Raw genomic sequence first — 20,905 nt, forward strand, 5'->3', positions numbered from 1 at the left:
CTGCAAACGGCCGCCTACCGTCTGCGGACCTCCATCACCTCCGGCATCTGCAGAAGGTGCTGCTGCACGACCTGCAGGTGCTTGAGATTGAACACTTCGAGCAGGATTTCCAGCTCGGCGATGTTTTCCACCGTGGTGCGGGCGTTCAGTTCCACGATGTCGGCGTCGTCGGCGCTGATGGCGCCGCTGATGTCGGCCAGCAGATTTTTACGGTTCTCGGCGCGAATCGTCAGCCCGGCCCGGTGGGTGCTCTGCGGCGATCCGGCCCAGGCCACCTCCAGCCAGCGGGCCGGATCGGTAGCCTGCAGGTTGTGACAATCGGCCTTGTGGACCGATACCCCGGAGCCGGTGGTGATAAAGCCAATGATCGGGTCGCCGGGCACCGGTCGACAGCACTGGCTGACCTTAATCAATATGCCGTCGACGCCGTCGATGTCGATCACATTGCGCCGCGTGGCGCCGGACCGGCTCTCTTCAGCGGTCCGCTGCGCCCGCTCGAGCATCTCCGCGGCCCGCCGTTTCTCTTCGGCCTCGCGAAATTCCTCCGGCTGCAGGGTCCTGAGCAGGTGGGGCACGGTAATGGAGCCGCTGCCGACCCGCACCAGCATGTCTTCCAGGGTGTTGCAGTTGAGTTGCTTGAGCAGCAAACGAAGATGCCCGCTCTTGAGCAGACCGCGCAGATTGACGTCGCACTTCTTCAATTCCCGCTCGCAGATCTCGCGGCCGAGCTTAAGGGAGCGTTCCTTTTCCTCGCGGCGCAGATAGTGACGAATACGGGTGCGGGCGCGGCTGGTCTTGACCAACTGCAGCCAGGCGCGGCGGGGGTGTTGATTTTTCTGGGTCAGAATCTCGACTATGTCGCCGCTCTGCAGCTCGTGCTTGAGCTGGACGATCTGCCCGTTGACCTTGGCCCCGACGCAGGTGTCGCCGACGCCGGTATGGATGGCGTAGGCAAAATCGATCGGCGTGCTGCCCCGGGGCAGTTCGCGCACCTCGCCAGTCGGCGTCAGGGCGAAGACGTCGGGCTCAAACAGCTCGCCGCGCAACGACTCCATGAACTCGCTGGGGTCTTCGACCTCTTGCAGGGATTGCACCAACCGCTTCAGGTCCTTGAACAATCGGGCGTCGCCGCTGGTGATCTTCTGTCCTTCCTTGTAAGCCCAGTGGGCGGCCACGCCCTCCTGCGCCACCCGGTCCATGTCCTCGGTGCGAATCTGAATCTCGATAAAGTGGCCGCGCGGCCCGGCCACGGTGGTGTGCAGCGATTGGTAGTTGTTGGACTTCGGGGCGCTGATCCAGTCCTTGATCCGACCCGGAACCGGCGTCCAGTCGGCGTGCACCGTGCCCAGGGTCTGGTAGCACTCCTTGACGGTGCGGACAATGATGCGGAAGGCCACCTTGTCGTAGACCCGCTCCAGAGGGATGCGTTGGGCCACCAGCTTCTTGTAGATGGAATAGATGTGCTTGGGCCGGCCAAGGAGCCGCACCGGCACAATCTTGCTGGCCTTGAGTTTTTCGCGCAGGATCTCCAGAACCTCGTCAACGTAGGCCTGGCGTTCGGCAAGGGTGCTTTCCAGATGGGCGGTCAGTTCGGCGTATTCCACCGGCAGCAGATACTTGAAGGCCAAATCCTCCAACTCGCGCTTGAGCCACTCGATGCCGATGCGGCTGGCCAGCGGCGCATAGAGGTCCATGGTTTCCCTGGCCTTGGCGCGCCGCTCCTCCTCGTCGACCACATCCAAATTGAGCATGTCCTGGAGGCGGTCGGCCAGCTTGACCAGCAAAACGCGGATGTCCGCCCCCATGGCCAGGAGCAGTTTGCGGATGTTTTCCGCCTCATGAGCAAGGTGCGAGTTGTAGCGGACATTGGTGATCCGGGTGGCGCCGTCGACAATGTTGGCGACGTCGGCGCCGAACTTCTTTTTTAGCTCCTCCGGGGTGGCGACCTGCTCCTTGAGCGTGCCGTGGAGCAGGCCGGCGACGATGGTGTCGAGGTCAAGCTTCATCGAAGCCAGACTGGAGGCCACGGCCAGCAGATGGTCGACATAGGCCTCACCGGTCACATACTGCTGGCCGGCGTGACGCTCGCAGATAAACTCGTAGGCCTTGCCGATCGGGGCCAGATCGATCCCGTTGAGATAGGCTGCGGCTAAAGAGAGAAGCGGTTTGATGTCCGACATGGTCGTGTGCTGTTTCCGGTCAATGGGGGGAACCCCCGAAATCAGGAAAGGGCCTGGCGAATGAGTCCGGCGAGCACGTCAACCGCCTCGTCCAGCGCGAGCACCTGCGTTTCCCCGGTTTTGCGCGAGCGCATTTCCACCTTGCCCTCTTTCTCAAAGGTCTTGCCCACGGTGAGCCGGTAGGGAATACCGAGCAGGTCGGCGTCGTTGAACTTGGAGCCCGGCCGCTCGTCGCGGTCGTCAAGCAGCACGTCCAACCCCTGCGCCCGCAGCCCGTTGTACAACGCTTCAGCCGTCGTGCAATAGGCCTCGTCCTTGGGGCCAAGGTTGAGAACAATCACCTGGAAGGGGGCCAGCGGCACCGGAAAAATGATGCCCTTGTCGTCGTGATTCTGTTCAATGGCCGCCGCCACCACCCGGCTGACGCCGATGCCGTAACAGCCCATGACAAAGGGTTTGGCCTGCCCGTCGCTGTCCTGAAAGGCGGCCTCCATGGCCTCGGAATACTTGGTGCCAAGCTTGAAGATATGGCCGACCTCGATGCCTTCCTTGAGCCGTAGGCCGCCGCCGCACAAGGGGCAGCGGTCGGCGGTGGTTATCTGGCGCAGGTCGCCGACCACGCTCGGCTGGAAGTCGCGGCCGGGATTGACGCCGGTGAGATGGCAGCCTTTTTCATTGGCTCCGGCCACCGCGTTGACCATCCGCATCACCTCCTGATCCGCGACCGTTTTCAGTTCCAGCCCCACCGGCCCGAGATAGCCGACCGGCAGCCGGGTCTGCTGCCAGATCTGGTCCTCGTCCAGGGGCTCGACATCGGTTGCGCCCAGCAGGTTCTTGAGCTTGACCGACTGCACCTCGCGGTCGCCGCGCACCAAGGCCGCCACCGGCGCGCCGTCGGCCAGGTAGAACATGGTCTTGATCACGTCGGCGGGCTGCACCTTGAGAAACGCCGCCACCTTGTCGACCTTCTTCATGCCCGGGGTTTCGACCTTGACCATATCCTGCAGAGGCGCGTCTGAGACTACCGCCTCAGGCAGAACAATCGCCGCCTTCTCGACGTTGGCGGCGTAGCTGCAGGAATCGCAGATCACCAGGGTGTCCTCGCCGGTCTCGGCCAGGACCATGAACTCGTGGGAAAAGGAGCCGCCAATGGCGCCGCTGTCGGCCTCCACGGCGCGGAACTCCAAGCCGCAGCGCTCAAATATGCGATAGTAGGCCTGACGCATGTTTTCGTAGCTGCGGCTGGCGCCTTCGTCGTCAACGTCAAAGGAATAGGCGTCCTTCATCACAAACTCGCGGCCGCGCATCAGGCCGAAGCGCGGCCGAATTTCATCGCGAAATTTGGTCTGGATCTGATACAGGTTGATCGGCATCTGTCGATAGGACTGCAGTTCGCGACGGGCGATGTCGGTCACCACCTCTTCGTGGGTCGGTCCCAGGCAGTAGTCGCGGTCGTGACGATCCCGGAACCGGAGCAGTTCCGGACCGTATTTCTTCCATCGGCCCGACTCCTCCCACAAATCACCGGGCTGCACCATGGGCATGAGGATCTCCTGGGCCCCGGCGCGGTTCATCTCCTGACGAACGATCTCCGCCACCTTCTGCAGGGCCATCAACCCGATGGGCAGATAGGTGTACATCCCGGAGGTCAGCTTGCGAATGAATCCGCCCCGCATCAGCAACTGGTGGCTGACGACCTCGGCCTCCGACGGGGTTTCCTTGGTGGTGGGCAACAACATCTGTGAATAACGCATATCGAATCTCCGTTCGAGAAATACAGGTAGAAGAGGGGCGGGGCCATCGGCAGCCTGGATTAGGCGCCGCTTTTTCGTTCTGCTTCCAGCTTGTCCAGTTCCTCAAGGAACACCGGCAGCAGGTCGGCTTCCGCCACCTTTTTATAAATTTCGCCTTTTTTAAACACAATCCCGATCCCGTTGCCGCCGGCAATGCCGATGTCGGCCTCGCGGGCCTCGCCCGGCCCGTTGACCACGCAGCCCATGACCGCCACCTTGAGGTTGCTTTGCATGGTCTGGAGCCGCCGCTCCACCTGTTCGGCGAGAGTGAACAGATCAATCCGGGTGCGGCCGCAGGTGGGACAGGAGATCAGTTCCGGGCCGCGTTCGCGGATGCGCAGGGAGCGCAGCAGTTCATAGGCCACCCGGATTTCCTCGACCGGATCGCGGGTGAGCGAGATCCGGAAGGTGTCACCGATGCCCTCGGAGAGCAAGATGCCCAGGGCCACGCTGGACTTGACCGTGCCGGCGATGAGCCCGCCCGCCTCGGTGACGCCGAGATGCAGGGGATAGTCGGTGGCACGCGCGAGCTGGCGGTAGCCGGCGATGGTGGTCAGGGTGTCCGAGGATTTGATCGAAATCTTGACGTCAAAAAAATGCAGCTTTTCCAACAGGCGGACATTGCCCAAGGCGCTTTCGATCAAGGCGTCCGGCCGTTCCGGGGTGGGATAGCCGTACTGCTTGAGCAGGTCCTTTTCAATGGAGCCGGAGTTGACGCCCACCCGAATCGGCACGCCGTGCATCTTGGCCGCGTCCACCACCCGCGCCAGTTTGTCGGGGCCGCCGAGATTGCCGGGATTGATGCGGATCCCCTGGGCGCCGTGTTCCACGGCCGCCACCGCCAAACGGGAATCGAAATGGATGTCCGCGATCAGGGGAATGGCGATCTGCGCCCGAATGGCGGCAATCGCCTCGGCCGCCTCCAAATCTGGAACCGCCACCCGAATGATCTCGCATCCGGCCTGCTCCAGGCTCCGGATCTGGGCAACCGTGGCTTCGACGTCGCCGGTCAGGGTGTTGGTCATCGACTGCACTGCAATGGGCGCGCCGCCGCCGATGGCCACCGGCCCGACATGAATTTGCCGCGTTGGCTTGCGTTGAATCATCTCTTCCTCTTTCCTTTCACTGATGCCGCAGATTCAATTCCGCCTCGGAGGCGCGGACATAGAGCGGGACCAGATCGTCGTTGCCCTGCCCCTGCGCCAGCATCACCGCGCCGACAAAGCCAATAAATGCGGCCCGAGGATGGAGCAAACCCACAGGCGCCAAGTGCGCCAACGGTTGCTCGGCAAGCGTGGCCTGGCAGGCATTGATTCCAGGTCCCACCACCAGGGTCGGAGCCTGGATGCGCTGCGCCAGTTGCTCTGCCGAGACAACCATAAAATCGCTGGTTCGCAGACAGCAGCCGGCCTGAAAACTGTAAAAGGCGGCATAGACCTGTTGTTTCCTAGCGTCGAGCAGGCAACACAAGGGCAATTCCGTGGGCGTTGCCTGCGCGGCCAGCCCGTCAAGGGTGGGCACGCCGAGCAAGGGCAGGCTGGCGCCCATGGCGATGCCCTTGGCCGCCGCCATGCCAATGCGCAATCCCGTGAAAGAACCTGGCCCCAGACTGACCGCCACAGCGTCAAGATCGCCCCAACCCACTCCTGCCGCCTCCATCATGGCGCCAACGGAGCCAAGCAAGCGCCGCGAATGGGTGATCTCGGGCTGCAAGGTGTATTCGGCCAACACCCTACCCTCGTCAACGCCCCCTTTGGTCAGCGAGACGCCGCCGCACCCGGTGGCCGTCTCAATCGCCAGAATCAGGACGTCAGCCATCGTTTGACCAGCCGGAGGATATCGTTGTAGAACACAAAAAGCATCAGGGTTCCGAGGATGGCGATGCCGATTTTCTGACTGATATCCATAGCGCGCTCGCCTAAAGGTTTGCGCCGCATCGCCTCCAGGGAAAGAAAGACCAGGTGGCCGCCGTCAAGCACCGGAATAGGCAGCAGATTGAGAATACCGAGGTTGACGCTCAACAGTCCCATGAAATAGAGCAGATTCATCCAACCCGCCTCCATCTGCTGCCCTGCCAGTTCGGCGATCCGGATCGGACCGCCCAACTCGCTGGCCGGAATGACCTGCTGGATCATCTTGACGATGCCCATTACCGTGAGATAGCCCAGATTCCAAGTATGGACCAAGGCGGCCTTGCCCGACTGCGCGATGGTGGCGTCCACATAGCGAATTTCGTCGCTGCGGACAATCCCGAGCATGTACCGCTCGCCGACCTCCTCGCCAAACAGATTCTTCACCTTTTGCATGGTGGGCTTGGCGGCAAAGGTTAAGAGCTGCCCTTGACGTTCAACCTCCAGGGTCATCTCCGCCCCCTTGCTCTCCTTGACGGCGTCGGAAACGTGATCCCAAGAGGTGGTCGGGGCGCCGTTGACGGCACGGACAACGTCGCCGCTTTTGAGCCCCACCTGTTCAGCCACAGAGCCCGCATTAACCTCGCCGATTTTGGTGGAATCGACCGGTTCCGGCATGCCGGCAAAAACGAACATGACAAAAAACAGCGCCACCGCAAAGACCAGATTAAACAACGGCCCGCCAAAGACAATGCCAAAACGCTGCCACACCGGCTTGTGGGAAAAGGAACGGTGTCGGTCTTCTGGACGGATCTCTTCCTCGGACTGCTCGCCGTACATTTTCACATAACCGCCCAAGGGGAAGGCGCTGATCAGATATTCGGTTTCCCCCCATTGGCGACCAATCACCTTATTGCCAAAACCAAGGGAAAATTTCAGCACCTTGACGCCAAAGGCCTTGGCCAATAAAAAATGCCCCAATTCATGGACAAAAATAAGGACGCCAAGGACGAGGATGAACGAGAGAACGGAATTCATGGAAATCCTAAGGAATAATGTCAACAATGAGGAATGCGGAGTACAAACGGAAGGCCAGGCTCGGCTGGTTCAAGCAGACTGAATCTCTCGCTCAACAACCACGCGGGCTTCCTGATCCGCCGCCAGAATGGCCTGCAGGTCGAGTTCATCACCCTGGGCGGTGCTGTCCAGCGCCGCGCCCACGACTTCGGCAATTTGGGTGAATCCGATCCGCCCGGCGAGAAAGGCCTCGACGGCCGCCTCGTTGGCGGCGTTAAGAACCGCAGGCTTCACCCCGCCGGCGGCGAGGGCCTCGTAGGCCATGCGCAGTGCCGGAAAACGCTGATGATCGGGCGGTTCGAAGGCAAGACCGCCGCACTGGGCCAGATCGAGACGCTGCAAACCCAATTCCAGGCGTTTGGGGTACGACAAGGCATAGGCAATGGGGATGCGCATGTCTGGGATGCCCAGTTGCGCCACCACCGAGCCGTCCTGATACTCCACCAGCGAATGGACGATGGACTGGGGATGGACCACGACCTCGATGCGCTCAGGTTCGACGTCAAACAGCCAGCGAGCCTCGATCACCTCGAGTCCTTTGTTCATCAGCGTGGCGGAATCGATGGAAATTTTTCGGCCCATGGTCCAGTTGGGATGCGCCAGGGCCTGTTCCGGGACGGCATTTTGCAGCGCCGCCTGAGTCCAGGTACGAAAGGGGCCGCCTGATGCGGTGAGGATAATGCGGGCCACGTCCTGTTTGCGGCCGGCCTCCAGGGCTTGAAAAATGGCGCTGTGCTCGGAATCGATAGGCAGCAGACGGACCTGATGGCGCCGAACCTCGTCCATGACTAGTCGCCCAGCCATGACCAGGGTCTCCTTGTTGGCCAACCCGACGTCCTTGCCGGCGCGAATGGCGGCAAGGGCCGGCAGCAGGCCCACCGCGCCGACTACAGCGGAGACCGTCATGTCGGCCTCCGACAGCGAGGCTACCGCACAGTTGCCCTCGACGCCGCACAGGATGCGGGATCGATAAGACGGCGGGAGTTTTTTCGCCAAGGCGGCGACCAACGACGAATCGCCGACCGAGACGCACTCGGGCTGGAATTCGCGCACCTGCTCAGCCAGGAGCTCAATACGGCGTCCAGCGGAAAGCCCGACGATTCGAAAATGTTCGGGAAACTGCCGCACCACCGCCAGCACGTTTGTGCCAATGGAACCGGTTGAGCCGAGCAACGAAAGGGCTTTCATCACAATACGCCGAACCGAAGCAGGCAGTAGAGGACAGGGGCGGTGAGCAGCAAACTGTCAATGCGGTCAAGCAACCCGCCGTGGCCAAAAAGAATCGTGCCCGAATCCTTGACTCCGACTGATCGTTTGATCATCGATTCGGTCAGGTCGCCGGCAATGCCGACAACAATCAGCAGGCCGGCGGCGAGCAGCAGGACACCAGGATGTGCCTTGACGGGAAACAATAGATTCACAATCTCAGCCGCAACCATGCCGGCCGCCAAACCGCCGACTCCCCCCGCCACGGTCTTCTTAGGGCTGATCTGCGGAAAGAGTTTGCGGCGCCCAAAGGCCCTGCCGGCATAATAGGCTCCAGTGTCGGAACCGGCGACAACGGCAACCAGGAGGGTCAACCACAACGGGCCTTGCGGCAAAAAGCGAATCAGCACCACATAGGCCAGACAAAGCGAAATATAGAGACTGGCAAAACCACTGCAGCTGACATACCGAAACACGTCGGGGATGGCGGCGTAACCATGCAACGCTATAGCGACTACAATCAGCAAACTGCCTATCACCCCAGCGAGCACTGCGTCGCTTGCACCGGCGAAGGCGCACAGCACAGGCAGCAGGCAACACGCGATGGTGGCCCAAAGACGCGCGCCGACAAGCGACGCGCAGGTCATGCGGAAATATTCATGGAGAGCAATTGCCGCCCCACCGGCGACGACGCCCCACAACAATTGAGGCGACCCCAGAAACAGCAGGAGAAACCAGCCGCCGGCCAATAGGACCCCGGGGATCACTCGATTCATAGCCGTTACTCCGCCTGCAGTTGCGCCCCGGTTTTGCCAAACCGGCGCTGTCGGCGTTGAAAGCTATTGACCGCTTCCAGAAACTGTTCCTTCCGAAAATCCGGCCATTTAATATCGGTGAAATACAATTCAGCGTAGGAAGCTTGCCAGAGGAGAAAATTGGACAACCGGTGCTCGCCGCCGGTGCGGATCAGGAGATCAGGATCCGGTTGACCGGAAGTGAACAAGTGTTCACTCACATCCGCCTCGGAAAGCGTCTGCCAATCAAGACCTCCTTCCTGACATTTACGCGCCAGAACGCGCATAGCCTCGACGATCTCGCCTCGACCGCCATAGCTCAAGGCCAGGTTCAAAGTCATGCCGCAACACGAACGGGTTTCCTCAATGGTTCGCAGCAAAACTGTTCGCACCTCTGTCGGCAGTCGGTCAGGCTGCCCCAAACAATGCAGCCGAATGTCGTTTTGGAGCATGGTCCGCAATTCCGACTGCAGATAGCTCTGCAACAGTCCCATTAAACCGCTCACTTCCGTGGACGGCCGATTCCAATTTTCAGTTGAAAAAGCGTACAGGGTAAGCACGTTAACGCCGATTTCGCAAGCCGTTTCAACGATCTCGCGGACGGAATCAACCCCGGCTTTATGTCCGAACAAGCGCGGTCGCCGACGCTCTTCGGCCCATCGACCGTTGCCGTCCATGATGATGGCGACGTGACGAGGCGCAGTCAGGCTGTGGGTTGATTCAATCACGGCTATACACGAAGCGATGCAAGGAGTTCACACCGCCATGACTTCTTTTTCTTTGCCGCCGGTGATTTCGTCAACTTGGCTGACGCATCCGTCGGTGATTTTTTGCAGATCTTCTTGGAGGCGGAACATCTCATCTTCGGAGATTGCCTTATCCTTTTTGAGCTTTTTAAGGGTTTCGTTGGCGTCCCGACGGATGTTGCGAAGAGCGACTTTATACTCTTCACCGATTTTTTTGACCTGCTTGACCAGTTCCTTACGGCGCTCGCCCGTCAATGGCGGAATGGTCAGGCGGACAACAATTCCGTCGCTTGCCGGCGTCAAGCCCAACCCCGAGGACAAGAGCGCCTTTTCAATGGCCGGCAGCATCTGGGGGTCCCAGGGTTTGATGGCAATCATATTGCTCTCGGGAATGGTCATGGTCCCGACCTGATCCATCGTCATTTGCGAACCATAGGCCTTGACCTTAACGCCGTCAAGCAGCGACAGCGTCGCCCTTCCGGTGCGGATTTTCACCAATTCCCGTTTGAGGGCGTCAATGCTTGACGCCATTTTATCTTTCAACTGGTCAATGATTGCGTTTGTCATAGTCTCCTCATGCAGCGGCCTGTCGGACGCCTCAAGCTCAAAAGGTGTTCTCCGCAACGACGACTCGGTCGCGCAGGCGCGACGGGTAGGCGTTAATTGGTAATCAGCGTTCCAACGTCTTCCCCCATGACCGCCTTGACAATATTGCCAGGTTTGGTCATGTCGAAGACAAATATCGGCAGATTATTGTCGCGTCCCAATGAGATTCCAGCCGCGTCCATAATCCGCAGATCATCACGCAACACCGTTGAATAGGTGAGCGTATGATATCGAACAGCGTTAGCGTCCTTCTCTGGATCACGGTCATATACGCCGTCCACTCTGGTGGCCTTCATGATGACGTCTGCCTTAATCTCCAGAGCCCGCAGCACGGCGGCAGTGTCGGTGGTAAAATAGGGGTTTCCAGTGCCGGCGGCAAAAATAACCACCTGCTTTTTTTCCAAATGTTCGAGCGCCTTGAGCCTCTCATAGGGTTCGCAGACATTCAACATGGTGATGGCCGACATGACTTTGGCGGGGATGCCCAGATTTTCCAACCCGTCCTGAACCGCTAAAGAATTCATGACCGTTCCCAACATGCCCATGTTATCAGCGGAACTTCTGTCCATGCCGCTGGCGGCGCCGGCCACTCCACGAAAGATATTGCCGGCGCCGACCACAAGGGCGAGTTCAATTTTGAGGTTGTGCAGCGCCTGGATTTCTTGCGATAAGAATTTAATCACCTCGGTGCTAATGCCGTAGGCTTTATCACCCATGAGCGCTTCACCGCTGATTTTCAACAATACTCGCTTAAATTTCATTCCGCCGCCCTCCGCGACTCATCCGCAACCTCATGTACACGGATCATACTAAGGAGCTTTCCCACTCACTCATACAGACAGCAAAAAAGATCAACCTATCTGGAATCGAGCGAATTTTTTGATGGAAATATTTTCGCCCATCTTGGCCACCAACTCGTTCAACAAGTCCTGAATGCTCAAATCTGGATTTTTAACGTATTTCTGCTCAAGAAGACAAATTTCCGCCAGATATTTTTCCACCTTGCCGCCGACAATCTTTTCGATAATCTGCTGGGGTTTGCCGGACTCCTGCGCCTGATTGACATAAATGTCCGTTTCGCGCTGCAACACGTCGGCGGGCACTTCTTCGCGGTTAATGGCTACGGGGTTGGCGGCTGCAATGTGCATGGCGATGTTTTTAGCAAAGGCTTTAAAATCATCGGTTTTCGCAACAAAATCCGTCTCGCACCCGACTTCGACCATAACACCGAGCTTGCCGCCGGCATGAATGTACGTTTCAACAACGCCTTCTTTGGTTTCACGGCCGGCACGTTTCGCGGCTACGGCAAGTCCTTTTTGTCGCAGCAAATCAACAGCCTTTTCCATGTCTCCTGACGTGTCTGTCAGGGCTTTCTTGCAATCCATCATGCCGGCGTTGGTTTTATCGCGCAGCTCTTTAACCATTTGGCTTGTGATATTCACAGTACGTTCTCCTTATTCACAGGTAGGTGCTTCCTGAAAATTAACTCTTTAACACAGCATAGAAAAACCGACATAGCAGCCTGAGGCTGCCATGTCGGTTTAGTTAGGACGGCAGCCGAACGGCAGCTGGTTCTCGACGTTACGCCTCATCCACTTTAGCGGCCAATTCTTCTTCGACTCCCGACGCCATGGCGGCTTCAATGTCGTCAATGTTCGCTTCGGTCTCATCCCCGCGACGAATTTTCCCCTGAAGCACCGCTTCAGCTATCGTGGACGTGATCAACTTAATAGCGCGAATAGCGTCGTCGTTGCCAGGAATCACAAAGTCAATGCCGTCGGGATCACAGTTCGTATCCGTTAAGGCAATGACGGGAATGCCGAGCTTAACCGCTTCGCCAACGGCAATATCTTCCTTTTTGGGGTCTACGACGAAAAGAACGTCAGGAAGGCTGCGCATATTCTTGATGCCGCCGATATTGCGATCCAGCTTTATCCGCTCTTTTTCCATCTGCAGCACTTCTTTTTTGGGGAAGCGGTTAATGGAACCGTCCGCCTGCATGGCTTCGATCTTTTTCAAACGATCAACAGAATGCTTAATTGTCTGGAAGTTGGTCAACATGCCGCCAAGCCAACGGTGATTGATAAAAAACATGCCACACCGTTCGGCCTCTTCCTTAACGATTACCTGCCCTTGACGCTTGGTGCAGACAAAAAGCACGGAACCGCCATTGCCAACCACCTCAGCCATCGCATTATATGCTTTTTTGAAAAGCTTCATGGTGACGTCAAGATTGACGATATAAATTCCGTTACGCGGCCCATAGATATAGGGCTTCATTTTCGGATTCCACCGTCGCGTTTGATGACCGAAATGAAGTCCGGCCTCAAGCATTTGCCGCATAGTTACTGCTGCCATACAAATCTCCTGTGTTTGGTTAAAACCTCCATCCCGCAAGCCAATCCCACTGAATAAGCAGGACACCAAAGAGCTGTCGAAGGGATGTGTGTGATTGAAGCCCGCACAAGTCGGCGGGCTTTCGATAAATTAGCTACAGTATCATACCATAAATTATTTTTCAAGCTTGCCTTACAGGCCATTGGGAATTGACGGCAAGAACTGCAAACTCAATTATTTTTTAAATAATTTTTTATGGCCGCCCAAGATGAATTCCAACCAACGAAAGCCGAATTGAAGCAAGGATCCATCGTCCCGAGCAATACGTTGCCGCTCATCCTTTCGCAGTTGAAATTGATTCAATATCCCGTGCGTTTCGACATAATCGCGAAAGGTGTCGACGTTGTAACACACCATAAAAGCCAATTGCTGATAAGGTCCGGCTTTACCTTCGCCGGCCCACGGATTGCTGGCAAAAAAGGCGTCGAGTTCTCCCCATAAATCATTATAATAGTTGCAATCATGCAATTTTTGATCGCGCTCCCATTGGCGAATAGAATACCGCCTCTGTTCGCCATGCCCCTTGCAGTAAGGGTGGTGAGTGAGGAAATAATGTACACGCAAGCCCCGCCCCGGACCGAGATGCTCAATGCCGCGTTCAAGTGGATAAGTGCGGCAGGCGGAAGGACGATTTACATACACCGTACATCCTTTGTCGCCGAGAAACGGACAGGGCTGACCTTCATCGGCGTTCATTTTTAACTTCAGACCCGGGAAAAAAGGGTGGCTGCCTTCGCAAATGGACACAAACTGCTGTAAAAATTGAGACGATGCAATGTTCAGTTGCTGCTTCAATAGGATAATGTCGTATGGAAAAAGCAACATATCAACATTACGGCAGCACGAAAGATAGCAACTCACCCCGGAGTGACAGTGAAAATTAAAAAGATCGTTTTCAACCCTGGTTCGCTCAGGCGGTAGGAATTCTTTGGTGTCCATTATGCTCAAAAAAATTAGAAAAAAAAGGCTGGTATGAATTCCATACCAGCCTCAAACAATACTTGCCAAAAAATTCTACTGCTCTTGAGCACCCTTGACTTCTTCAACCTGCTCTTGATAGTCAACAAGTTCTAAAATAGCCATAGGAGCGGCATCGCCCAATCGGGTTCCTGTACGAATGATCCGCGTGTATCCCCCGTGTCGTTCTGAATACTGGCCGCTCAATTGATCAAAGAGCTTTGCAACTATGCTTTTGGAACGAATATAGGCCATGGCTTGACGTCGAGCATGTAGATCGCCTCGCTTGCCTAATGTGATCATTTGCTCTGCAACTCGCCTCGCTTCCTTTGCCTTGGGGACAGTGGTAACGATCCGCTCTTGATCAAGAAGCGAGGTTACCATATTCCTGAACATGGCATCACGATGGGAAGCGTTACGGCCAAGCTTGCGACCTGCTTTTCTATGTCTCATGGTCCTATCCTTTCGTCTTTAAAGAGAATTATCCAATAAATGTCAATGGATTATTCTTCGTGTTTTTCTTCGCGTTTCTCGGGGGCCACCCAACCGTCATATTTCATGCCGAGGGTAAGATTATGTTCGGAAAGCAATGCTTTAATTTCGTTCAATGACTTGCGCCCAAAATTTTTGGTCTTAAGCATTTCTGCGTCAGTCTTGTTGACCAATTGGCCAATATATTGAATTTGAGCATTTTTCAAGCAATTTGCAGAACGAACAGAAAGCTCAAGATCTTCGACATTCTTGTCGAGAAAAGGCGGGTAAGCCTTTCCATCTTCATCATTGTCGGAGTTGTCGGGCGCTTTAGCGATTTCCTCATTAAAATTGATAAAAATCGTCATCTGCTCTTTCATGATCTTGGCCGCATACGCTAATGCGTTTTGCGGTTCAACGCTGCCGTCCGTTTCAATTTCGATCGTCAAGCGATCAAAATCCGTCTGCTGACCAACACGAGCTTGACTTACTACATATTGCACGCGGATGATGGGCGAAAAAGCGGAATCAATTGAAATTACACCAATTGGTTGTCCTTCCTTTTTGTTCTGATCAGCAGGGACGTATCCCTTTCCCCAATGAACTTCTAACTCAGCGCGAAAGGTAATGTCGCTTGTCACTGAACAAATGACAAGATCAGGGTTCATGACATCAACGTATGCGCCGCCGTTGATGTCGCCAGCGAAAACCTTGCCTGGCCCAACCTTCTCAATCAGCACTGTGCGAGATTCAGGTCCATTTAACTTCAAACGAACCTGCTTGAGATTAAGAATAATTTCCGCGACATCCTCGTGAACACCGTCAATGGTCGTAAATTCGTGCAGTGCGTTGCCCAATTTGACCGATGTAATCGCGGCGCCACGAATAGACGAGAGCATAATACGGCGCAGTGAATTGCCAATAGTAGTGGCAAACCCCCGTTCAAGCGGTTGGCAAACAAACTTACCGTAACGGCTAGTCAGCGATCCCTCATTTACCTCAAGCTTCTCAGGCGAAATAAGGGTGTGCCAGTTTCTATAAAAGGGATTTTCATCCCGTATTTCCTGTGCCATGCAATACCTAACGATAAAAGTTACTTGGAATACAACTCAACAATAAGCTGTTCCTGAATGGGCATCGTTATTTCTTCGCGGTTTGGCAACGCTTTGACAACACACTGAAATTTAGCCTGATCAAGCTCTAGCCAACTAGGCAGACCTCTGCGAACCGAACCTTCGAGATTATCGACAATTAACTCATTCTTCTGGTTCTTTTCCTTCAGGGCTATAACATCGCCTGGCCGGACTTGGTACGAAGGAATATTAACTTTTTTTCCATTAATATTAAAAAGATTGTGACGAACCATTTGCCGAGCTTGATCACGGGAGCTGGCAAATCCAATACGATAAAGAGTATTGTCAAAGCGACGCTCAAGCATCACCAATAAATTCTCACCGGTCACTCCTTTTGCTCGTTCAGCGCGTTCGAAGTAACGTCTAAATTGCGCTTCAAGCATGCCGTACATTTGTTTAACCTTCTGCTTTTCACGAAGCTGAACGGCATAATCGGAAACTTTGCGAAATTTATTCTGGCCATGCTGTCCTGGAGCAAATGAGCGTCTTTCAAAAGCACACTTGTCAGAATAGCAGCGATCCCCTTTAAGAAACATTTTGAGATTTTCGCGCCTGCAAAGCCTGCAGGATGCCCCTGTATATCTAGCCAAATTTTACCTCCATCCATTGCCTTGGCGTTCAAGACACAATGCGGTTTATTCTAGTTGGACTTAAACTCTTCTTCTTTTGGGCGGCTTGCACCCATTATGAGGAAGCGGAGTTACATCAACAATACGACTAACATCCAAATCAACAGTTGTTAATGCTCGCAGTGCGGCTTCCCTACCAGGCCCGGGCCCCTTGACTCGCACTTCAACCTTACGCAACCCATGTTCCTTCGCCTTAGCCACAGCATCACTCAGAGCGTTTTGGGCAGCGAAAGGGGTTGATTTTCTAGACCCTTTAAATCCCAACACTCCTGCACTCGACCAAGACAAGGTGTTTCCCTGGCGATCAGAGATGGTGACGACCGTATTGTTGAAGGTAGAATAGATAAAAACAATGCCCTCGGGGACATTCTTTTTATCCTTTTTCTTAACCTTTACGTTTACTTTTCCTGCTTTTGCCATATTAACTCCTAAATGCCCGGGCTCGGAACATTAGATCGATAAAGGGTTATTTTTTACGAACAGCTGCACCACGTCGAGGCCCCTTGCGAGTACGAGCGTTGGTTTTGGTTCGTTGACCATTAACAGGCAACCCTCTGCGGTGACGCCGTCCTCGGTAACAACCAAGATCCATCAGTCGCTTAATATCCATAGACACTTCTCGTCGACGGTCACCCTCCACGACATAATCATTTTCGATTATCGTTCGAATTCGATTAACGTCATCGCCACTTAAATCGTCACTATTCATTTGATAAGGAAGATCGGCCTTATCGAGAATTTGGCGCGAAGTAGTTAAGCCAATACCGTAAATATATGTAAGCGCTCGATCCATGTGTTTGTTGCGTGGCAAATCCACACCAGCTATTCGTGCCAAATTCTTACTCCTTTGTCAGAAACTTGCTTAATTTTAAAAAGAGAGAGGGGGGGGTAAATATTACCCTTGCCGTTGCTTGTGCTTTCGATTGACACAATCCACCCTAACAACCCCTTTTCGCTTTAAAATCTTGCATTCACTGCATATTTTTTTAACCGACGAACGTACTTTCATGCCGTGCCCCAGACAGATTAAATTATTTTTTGCTCTTTCCGCCCTTAGCGCGGAAAGTAACCCTGCCCCTTGTCAAATCGTAAGGAGACAGCTCAACCGTCACCCGATCGCCAGGAAGTATTTTTATATAATGCATACGCATTTTTCCGGAGATATGCGCGAGAACCTTATGCCCATTATCCAATTCAACCTGGAACATAGCGTTGGGCAAAGGTTCAATGATAGTGCCTTCAACTTCAATGGCCTCTTCTTTCGCCATGGGTTATTCGCTCCCAAATGATCGAGCATAAATTTTAATCATATATCGAACAATCCACTTTTTATCAAGCCATTTCGTGCGCGTATGGCACGTTAAACACAAATCATATGCCGTGGTCACAACAACGATGCTCGCTCACTCAAAATTAGCGGGCCGGAACAGGTCACGGCAACGGAGTGCTCAAAGTGAGCGGATGGTTTTCGATCTGCGGTTACAACTGTCCATTGATCGTGCAAAATCTTAACTTTTGCGGCTCCCAGATTAATCATTGGTTCGATAGCCAAAACCATGCCTTCAATCATACGTGGTGAAGCTTGCCGCTGCACATAATTGGGAACTTCAGGGGGTTCATGCAATCTCGCACCAATTCCGTGCCCTACAAATTGGCGAACAACAGAAAAGCCCTTTCCCTCAGCATAGGACTGTATGGCCCGAGAAATATCCGATATCCTATTTCCAACCATAACCTGCTCAATCCCTTTTAAAAGAGAAGTGTGTGTCACCTGCAACAACAAGGAAGTTTTTGGATCAACATCGCCAACACCTACTGTAATAGCAGCGTCGCCATAAAATCCGTCAAGCAATGCACCAAAATCAAGCGAAATGATATCCCCATTTCGAAGAATTTTCTTATGGGATGGAATGCCATGCACGACTTCTTCATTGACAGAGGCACAAAGACTCGCGGGATACCCTTTGTATCCTTTAAAAGCAGGCAACGCATGATGATCGCGACAAAACGTTTCAGCGATTTTATCGAGCTCCAAAGTGGAGACGCCTTCACGAATTTCAGATTCAAGCAAGGCAAGCACACCAGAGACGATCTGGTTGGCCCGGTGCATAATAGCTATCTCATCGGCAGTTTTTATAGTGATCGATCTATCGTTATGCTCATTAACCACAGTGGCCTCAGTGTCGTCCACGAATCCGGCCGGCTTTCATGAATCCATCATAATTACGCATAATCAAGTGGGATTCGATCTGTGAAATAGTATCGATAGCCACTCCTACAACGATCAAAAGCGCCGTGCCTCCAAAATAAAAAGGCACATTGAGCTTGCTAATGAGAATTGTTGGCATCACGCAAACGGCACTGAGGTATAACGCACCTACAACAGTAAGCCTGACTAACGTGGTATCAAGAAATTCAGCGGTTTTCTTGCCTGGTCGAATACCTGGAACAAACCCCCCGTTCTTTTTCAAATTTTCCGCAACATCATTTGCCTTAAAAGAAACTGCGGCATAAAAAAAGCAAAAGAACACTATCATACCAATGTACATTGCGTAATAATAGATCGTTCCCGGTGAAAATGCGGCGGAAATTTGTTGAACCCAATCAATGTTAATGAATGACCCGATGGTAGCGGGAAACATCATGATTGATGAGGCAAATATTGGTGGGATAACTCCCGAAACATTAATTTTCAGCGGCAAATGAGAAGCTTGCCCACCATACACTCTGCGCCCCACTACCCTTTTTGCATACTGTATAGGAATTCTTCGCTGCGAAGTTTCAATAAAAATAATAAAAGCGACAATAAAAAACATCATTGTCATGATGACTGGAACGAAAATTAAAGACAATTCTCCAGACTTAATAAGTTCGATAGTATTACCAACCGCCGACGGCATTCGCGCAACAATTCCGGAAAAAATAATCAGCGAAATACCGTTGCCGATGCCGCGCTCCGTCATTTGCTCCCCGAGCCACATGATAAATGCAGTTCCCGAAGTAAGCGTCAGAACGGTCATCAGCTTAAATTGCAAGCTAGGATCAATGACAATGGCAATGCCGTTTGGACTAGTCATCCCTTCTAGGCCAGACGCGATGAAGAATCCCTGCACAACAGAGAGAACAACCGTGCCGTATCGTGTGTACTGGGTTATTTTTCTACGCCCAGTCTCTCCCTCTTTTGAAAGGGATTCAAGCTGCGGCACGACAACAGTCAACAACTGGATAATGATCGAAGCGGAGATGTACGGCATGATGCCGAGCGCAAAAATAGAGAAATTTTCAAGTGCGCCGCCGGAAAACATGTTGAACATGCCAAAGAGAGTACTGGCGTTTTTCTCAAAAAAAGCGGCTAATGCTTCCCCATTAATGCCTGGTGTAGGTATCTGTACCCCCATTCGGTAGACTAAAAGCATCAAGAGAGTGAAAATCACTCTCTTGCGTAACTCAGGGATACTGGCAGCACTCACTAAACCGCTCATGCATCACTCCTCAATTGTGCCGCCGGCGGTGACAATCCTTTCCTTCGCCCCCTGACTAATCTTGTCAACTTTAACCGTCAAAGGTTTCGTTATTTCGCCATTGGCTAAAATTTTCACAAAACCGTCGTTTTTCACAAGACCAGCATTCACCAATGCTTGCACATCGACTACAGAGCCAGCGTCAAAACGATTCAAATCGTCAAGAGAAATAAGAGTGTAAACCTTTTTAAAAATATTGGTAAACCCTCTTTTGGGCAATCGGCGATGCAACGGCATCTGCCCACCCTCAAAACCGGGACTTGCGCTATAGCCAGAGCGAGCGCGAGCGCCTTTATGTCCTCGAGCTGCAGTTTTGCCGCTACCGCTTCCTGGGCCACGCCCTACGCGTTTTTTTGCTTTGCGTGCACCTGCGCTCGGAGTAAGCGTATTTAATTTTAACACAGATTAATCCTCCATTTTGACAAGGTGTTGAACCTTATGCAACATGCCGCGTAATTCAGGAGTATTTTTCCTGGTAACAGTCTTATACATTTTCGTCAAACCCAAACCGACAAGAGTGGCCCTAATCGCCTCAGGACTGCCAATACCGCTTTTGACTTGGGTAAATGTAATTGTCTCGTTCATAATCGCATCCTATTGGTTAGCCGTTAAGCAACCATATCGTCAATTGTCATATTCCGCAGGCGAGCAATTTGTTCAGCTGTCCGTAATCTTCGCAGGCCATCCATAGTAGCTTTGACAAGATTATGCGGGTTATTCGAACCAAGACATTTCGTTAAAATATTCTGGACGCCTGCAGCTTCAAGCACCGCCCGAACGGCTCCGCCAGCAATAACGCCGGTGCCGTCGGAAGCAGGTTTAAGCATAACGCTACCGGATTTGAATTTGCCTGTAATGTCGTGAGGTATCGATACTGCTGTCAAAGAAACAAGCTGCATATCCTTACGAGCTTGTTCTACCCCTTTACGTATTGCTTCAGGAACTTGATTTGCCTTGCCAAGGCCATAACCGACCTTTCCATTTCCGTCTCCAACAACAACTATCGCGCTAAAACTGAATCGCCTACCACCTTTTACTACTTTAGCGACACGATTAATGAAGACAATTTTTTCGATGAGCTCTTCCTGAATCCCCTCTTTAGCTCTCTTAAATTCAGCCAAGAAACACCCCCGTTGATATAGTTGATCTATAGAATACGATCATCACTTTAAAATTGTAGGCCGCCTTCGCGGGCGCCGTCTGAAAGAGCTTTGATTCTACCGTGGTAAAGATAACCGCCACGGTCAAAAACGATTTTTTCTATGCCAGCCAACTTTGCCTTTTCCGCAATAAGAACGCCAACTTTCCGGGCTTGTGCACATTTGTTCGCATCGTCATCGACTGCAAAGGACTTATCATCAGTAGACATGGCCACCAAAGTTTTGCGCTGCACATCGTCAATTATCTGAGCATAAATATGCCGATTACTCCGATAAACGCTCATTCTTGGTCGCTCAGTCGTCCCAAAAATCGTTTTTCGAATACGTTGGACCCGTTTTTTTCTTGCTGTAACTTTCGGATTAGTTTTCGCCATAATAGGACACT

Annotated in this window: 26 protein-coding genes; all 26 read right to left on the reverse strand. The window is 53.3% G+C overall.

The genetic code is table 11. The features are described 5' to 3' along the window. Positions 1 to 14 precede the first annotated feature (14 nt). The 26 genes from RCH93_RS13895 to rplR all read right to left on the reverse strand — a co-directional run bounded on the left by RCH93_RS13895 (position 15) and on the right by rplR (position 20,894). Positions 15 to 2,180, reverse strand: a complete 2,166-nt coding sequence (locus RCH93_RS13895; RefSeq protein WP_306549018.1) for a bifunctional (p)ppGpp synthetase/guanosine-3',5'-bis(diphosphate) 3'-pyrophosphohydrolase — start codon at positions 2,178 to 2,180, stop codon at positions 15 to 17. A gap of 41 nt (positions 2,181 to 2,221) precedes the next feature. Then, positions 2,222 to 3,934 (reverse strand): proline--tRNA ligase, encoded by a 1,713-nt coding sequence (locus RCH93_RS13900; RefSeq protein ID WP_306549019.1) that lies wholly within the window; start codon positions 3,932 to 3,934, stop codon positions 2,222 to 2,224. Between the two features lie 59 nt (positions 3,935 to 3,993). Next, positions 3,994 to 5,103, reverse strand: a complete 1,110-nt coding sequence (gene ispG / locus RCH93_RS13905) for a flavodoxin-dependent (E)-4-hydroxy-3-methylbut-2-enyl-diphosphate synthase (RefSeq protein WP_373693300.1) — start codon at positions 5,101 to 5,103, stop codon at positions 3,994 to 3,996. Further along, the gene (gene tsaB, locus RCH93_RS13910; protein ID WP_306549020.1) at positions 5,096 to 5,791 is read right to left on the reverse strand and encodes a tRNA (adenosine(37)-N6)-threonylcarbamoyltransferase complex dimerization subunit type 1 TsaB; all 696 of its coding nucleotides are present in this window, start codon (positions 5,789 to 5,791) and stop codon (positions 5,096 to 5,098) included. The genes ispG and tsaB overlap by 8 nt, the downstream gene beginning before the upstream one ends. After that, complete coding sequence (gene rseP / locus RCH93_RS13915) at positions 5,776 to 6,861, reverse strand: RIP metalloprotease RseP (protein WP_306549021.1); 1,086 nt, start codon at positions 6,859 to 6,861, stop codon at positions 5,776 to 5,778. The genes tsaB and rseP overlap by 16 nt, the downstream gene beginning before the upstream one ends. A 69-nt stretch (positions 6,862 to 6,930) precedes the next feature. Further along, positions 6,931 to 8,088 carry a 1-deoxy-D-xylulose-5-phosphate reductoisomerase gene (locus RCH93_RS13920; RefSeq protein ID WP_306549022.1) on the reverse strand — a complete coding sequence of 386 codons (1,158 nt, stop codon included), beginning with the start codon at positions 8,086 to 8,088 and terminating at the stop codon, positions 6,931 to 6,933. Then, positions 8,088 to 8,882, reverse strand: a complete 795-nt coding sequence (locus tag RCH93_RS13925) for a phosphatidate cytidylyltransferase (RefSeq protein ID WP_306549023.1) — start codon at positions 8,880 to 8,882, stop codon at positions 8,088 to 8,090. Before RCH93_RS13925 ends, RCH93_RS13920 begins: the two co-directional genes overlap by 1 nt. Positions 8,883 to 8,887: 5 nt before the next feature. Next, entirely contained in the window at positions 8,888 to 9,628 is a 741-nt protein-coding gene (locus RCH93_RS13930; protein ID WP_306549024.1) for an isoprenyl transferase, read from the reverse strand. Between the two features lie 27 nt (positions 9,629 to 9,655). Next, positions 9,656 to 10,213 carry a ribosome recycling factor gene (gene frr / locus RCH93_RS13935; RefSeq protein ID WP_306549025.1) on the reverse strand — a complete coding sequence of 186 codons (558 nt, stop codon included), beginning with the start codon at positions 10,211 to 10,213 and terminating at the stop codon, positions 9,656 to 9,658. Positions 10,214 to 10,305: 92 nt separating this feature from the next. Continuing rightward, a complete protein-coding gene (pyrH, locus tag RCH93_RS13940; RefSeq protein WP_306549026.1) occupies positions 10,306 to 11,013 on the reverse strand; it encodes a UMP kinase in 708 nt (235 codons plus the stop codon). 90 nt (positions 11,014 to 11,103) lie between these two features. Continuing rightward, entirely contained in the window at positions 11,104 to 11,694 is a 591-nt protein-coding gene (gene tsf, locus RCH93_RS13945) for a translation elongation factor Ts (RefSeq protein ID WP_306549027.1), read from the reverse strand. Between the two features lie 139 nt (positions 11,695 to 11,833). Continuing rightward, the gene (rpsB, locus tag RCH93_RS13950) at positions 11,834 to 12,610 is read right to left on the reverse strand and encodes a 30S ribosomal protein S2 (RefSeq protein WP_306549028.1); all 777 of its coding nucleotides are present in this window, start codon (positions 12,608 to 12,610) and stop codon (positions 11,834 to 11,836) included. A 213-nt stretch (positions 12,611 to 12,823) separates the two neighbouring features. After that, positions 12,824 to 13,588 (reverse strand): YkgJ family cysteine cluster protein, encoded by a 765-nt coding sequence (locus tag RCH93_RS13955; RefSeq protein ID WP_306549029.1) that lies wholly within the window; start codon positions 13,586 to 13,588, stop codon positions 12,824 to 12,826. A gap of 75 nt (positions 13,589 to 13,663) precedes the next feature. Then, positions 13,664 to 14,059, reverse strand: coding sequence for a 50S ribosomal protein L17 (rplQ, locus tag RCH93_RS13960; protein ID WP_306549030.1), 396 nt, complete (start codon positions 14,057 to 14,059; stop codon positions 13,664 to 13,666). Between the two features lie 50 nt (positions 14,060 to 14,109). Then, positions 14,110 to 15,150 (reverse strand): DNA-directed RNA polymerase subunit alpha, encoded by a 1,041-nt coding sequence (locus RCH93_RS13965; RefSeq protein WP_306549031.1) that lies wholly within the window; start codon positions 15,148 to 15,150, stop codon positions 14,110 to 14,112. Positions 15,151 to 15,170: 20 nt separating this feature from the next. Further along, positions 15,171 to 15,800 carry a 30S ribosomal protein S4 gene (rpsD, locus tag RCH93_RS13970; RefSeq protein WP_306549032.1) on the reverse strand — a complete coding sequence of 210 codons (630 nt, stop codon included), beginning with the start codon at positions 15,798 to 15,800 and terminating at the stop codon, positions 15,171 to 15,173. 60 nt (positions 15,801 to 15,860) lie between these two features. Beyond that, positions 15,861 to 16,259, reverse strand: a complete 399-nt coding sequence (rpsK, locus tag RCH93_RS13975; RefSeq protein WP_306549033.1) for a 30S ribosomal protein S11 — start codon at positions 16,257 to 16,259, stop codon at positions 15,861 to 15,863. Positions 16,260 to 16,305: 46 nt separating this feature from the next. Further along, positions 16,306 to 16,674: a 30S ribosomal protein S13 gene (gene rpsM / locus RCH93_RS13980; protein ID WP_306549034.1), complete on the reverse strand. Its 369-nt coding sequence runs from the start codon at positions 16,672 to 16,674 to the stop codon at positions 16,306 to 16,308. 60 nt (positions 16,675 to 16,734) lie between these two features. Continuing rightward, positions 16,735 to 16,848 (reverse strand): 50S ribosomal protein L36, encoded by a 114-nt coding sequence (gene rpmJ, locus RCH93_RS13985; RefSeq protein ID WP_306549035.1) that lies wholly within the window; start codon positions 16,846 to 16,848, stop codon positions 16,735 to 16,737. A 22-nt stretch (positions 16,849 to 16,870) separates the two neighbouring features. Then, on the reverse strand, positions 16,871 to 17,107 hold the full coding sequence (gene infA, locus RCH93_RS13990; protein ID WP_306549036.1) for a translation initiation factor IF-1: 237 nt from the start codon (positions 17,105 to 17,107) through the stop codon (positions 16,871 to 16,873). A 116-nt stretch (positions 17,108 to 17,223) separates the two neighbouring features. Next, positions 17,224 to 18,030, reverse strand: a complete 807-nt coding sequence (gene map / locus RCH93_RS13995) for a type I methionyl aminopeptidase (RefSeq protein ID WP_306549037.1) — start codon at positions 18,028 to 18,030, stop codon at positions 17,224 to 17,226. After that, positions 18,017 to 19,321, reverse strand: coding sequence for a preprotein translocase subunit SecY (gene secY, locus RCH93_RS14000; protein WP_306549038.1), 1,305 nt, complete (start codon positions 19,319 to 19,321; stop codon positions 18,017 to 18,019). The genes map and secY overlap by 14 nt, the downstream gene beginning before the upstream one ends. Before the next feature lie 3 nt (positions 19,322 to 19,324). Then, positions 19,325 to 19,762, reverse strand: a complete 438-nt coding sequence (rplO, locus tag RCH93_RS14005; protein WP_306549039.1) for a 50S ribosomal protein L15 — start codon at positions 19,760 to 19,762, stop codon at positions 19,325 to 19,327. Positions 19,763 to 19,765: 3 nt separating this feature from the next. Next, positions 19,766 to 19,945: a 50S ribosomal protein L30 gene (rpmD, locus tag RCH93_RS14010; RefSeq protein WP_306549040.1), complete on the reverse strand. Its 180-nt coding sequence runs from the start codon at positions 19,943 to 19,945 to the stop codon at positions 19,766 to 19,768. Positions 19,946 to 19,968: 23 nt separating this feature from the next. Beyond that, the gene (rpsE, locus tag RCH93_RS14015) at positions 19,969 to 20,481 is read right to left on the reverse strand and encodes a 30S ribosomal protein S5 (RefSeq protein WP_373693299.1); all 513 of its coding nucleotides are present in this window, start codon (positions 20,479 to 20,481) and stop codon (positions 19,969 to 19,971) included. A 47-nt stretch (positions 20,482 to 20,528) separates the two neighbouring features. Next, complete coding sequence (gene rplR / locus RCH93_RS14020) at positions 20,529 to 20,894, reverse strand: 50S ribosomal protein L18 (RefSeq protein ID WP_306549041.1); 366 nt, start codon at positions 20,892 to 20,894, stop codon at positions 20,529 to 20,531. Positions 20,895 to 20,905 lie beyond the last annotated feature (11 nt).

Origin of the sequence: Desulfobulbus sp. (assembly GCF_030824455.1) — a bacterium.
Lineage (GTDB): Bacteria > Desulfobacterota > Desulfobulbia > Desulfobulbales > Desulfobulbaceae > Desulfobulbus.

Excerpts from the sequence above, each read along its gene's own strand:
- RCH93_RS13955 (WP_306549029.1), bottom strand. The coding sequence starts at position 13,588 with ATGGACACCAAAGAATTCCTACCGCCTGAGCGAACCAGGGTTGAAAAC.
- rseP (WP_306549021.1), bottom strand. The coding sequence starts at position 6,861 with ATGAATTCCGTTCTCTCGTTCATCCTCGTCCTTGGCGTCCTTATTTTT.
- infA (WP_306549036.1), bottom strand. The coding sequence starts at position 17,107 with ATGGCGAAAGAAGAGGCCATTGAAGTTGAAGGCACTATCATTGAACCT.
- rpmJ (WP_306549035.1), bottom strand. The coding sequence starts at position 16,848 with ATGAAAGTACGTTCGTCGGTTAAAAAAATATGCAGTGAATGCAAGATT.
- frr (WP_306549025.1), bottom strand. The coding sequence starts at position 10,213 with ATGACAAACGCAATCATTGACCAGTTGAAAGATAAAATGGCGTCAAGC.
- RCH93_RS13920 (WP_306549022.1), bottom strand. The coding sequence starts at position 8,088 with ATGAAAGCCCTTTCGTTGCTCGGCTCAACCGGTTCCATTGGCACAAAC.
- RCH93_RS13900 (WP_306549019.1), bottom strand. The coding sequence starts at position 3,934 with ATGCGTTATTCACAGATGTTGTTGCCCACCACCAAGGAAACCCCGTCG.
- rpsB (WP_306549028.1), bottom strand. The coding sequence starts at position 12,610 with ATGGCAGCAGTAACTATGCGGCAAATGCTTGAGGCCGGACTTCATTTC.
- tsaB (WP_306549020.1), bottom strand. The coding sequence starts at position 5,791 with ATGGCTGACGTCCTGATTCTGGCGATTGAGACGGCCACCGGGTGCGGC.
- rpmD (WP_306549040.1), bottom strand. The coding sequence starts at position 19,945 with ATGAACGAGACAATTACATTTACCCAAGTCAAAAGCGGTATTGGCAGT.
- RCH93_RS13965 (WP_306549031.1), bottom strand. The coding sequence starts at position 15,150 with ATGGCACAGGAAATACGGGATGAAAATCCCTTTTATAGAAACTGGCAC.
- rplQ (WP_306549030.1), bottom strand. The coding sequence starts at position 14,059 with ATGAGACATAGAAAAGCAGGTCGCAAGCTTGGCCGTAACGCTTCCCAT.
- rpsK (WP_306549033.1), bottom strand. The coding sequence starts at position 16,259 with ATGGCAAAAGCAGGAAAAGTAAACGTAAAGGTTAAGAAAAAGGATAAA.
- secY (WP_306549038.1), bottom strand. The coding sequence starts at position 19,321 with ATGAGCGGTTTAGTGAGTGCTGCCAGTATCCCTGAGTTACGCAAGAGA.
- RCH93_RS13895 (WP_306549018.1), bottom strand. The coding sequence starts at position 2,180 with ATGTCGGACATCAAACCGCTTCTCTCTTTAGCCGCAGCCTATCTCAAC.
- rplR (WP_306549041.1), bottom strand. The coding sequence starts at position 20,894 with ATGGCGAAAACTAATCCGAAAGTTACAGCAAGAAAAAAACGGGTCCAA.
- pyrH (WP_306549026.1), bottom strand. The coding sequence starts at position 11,013 with ATGAAATTTAAGCGAGTATTGTTGAAAATCAGCGGTGAAGCGCTCATG.
- RCH93_RS13925 (WP_306549023.1), bottom strand. The coding sequence starts at position 8,882 with ATGAATCGAGTGATCCCCGGGGTCCTATTGGCCGGCGGCTGGTTTCTC.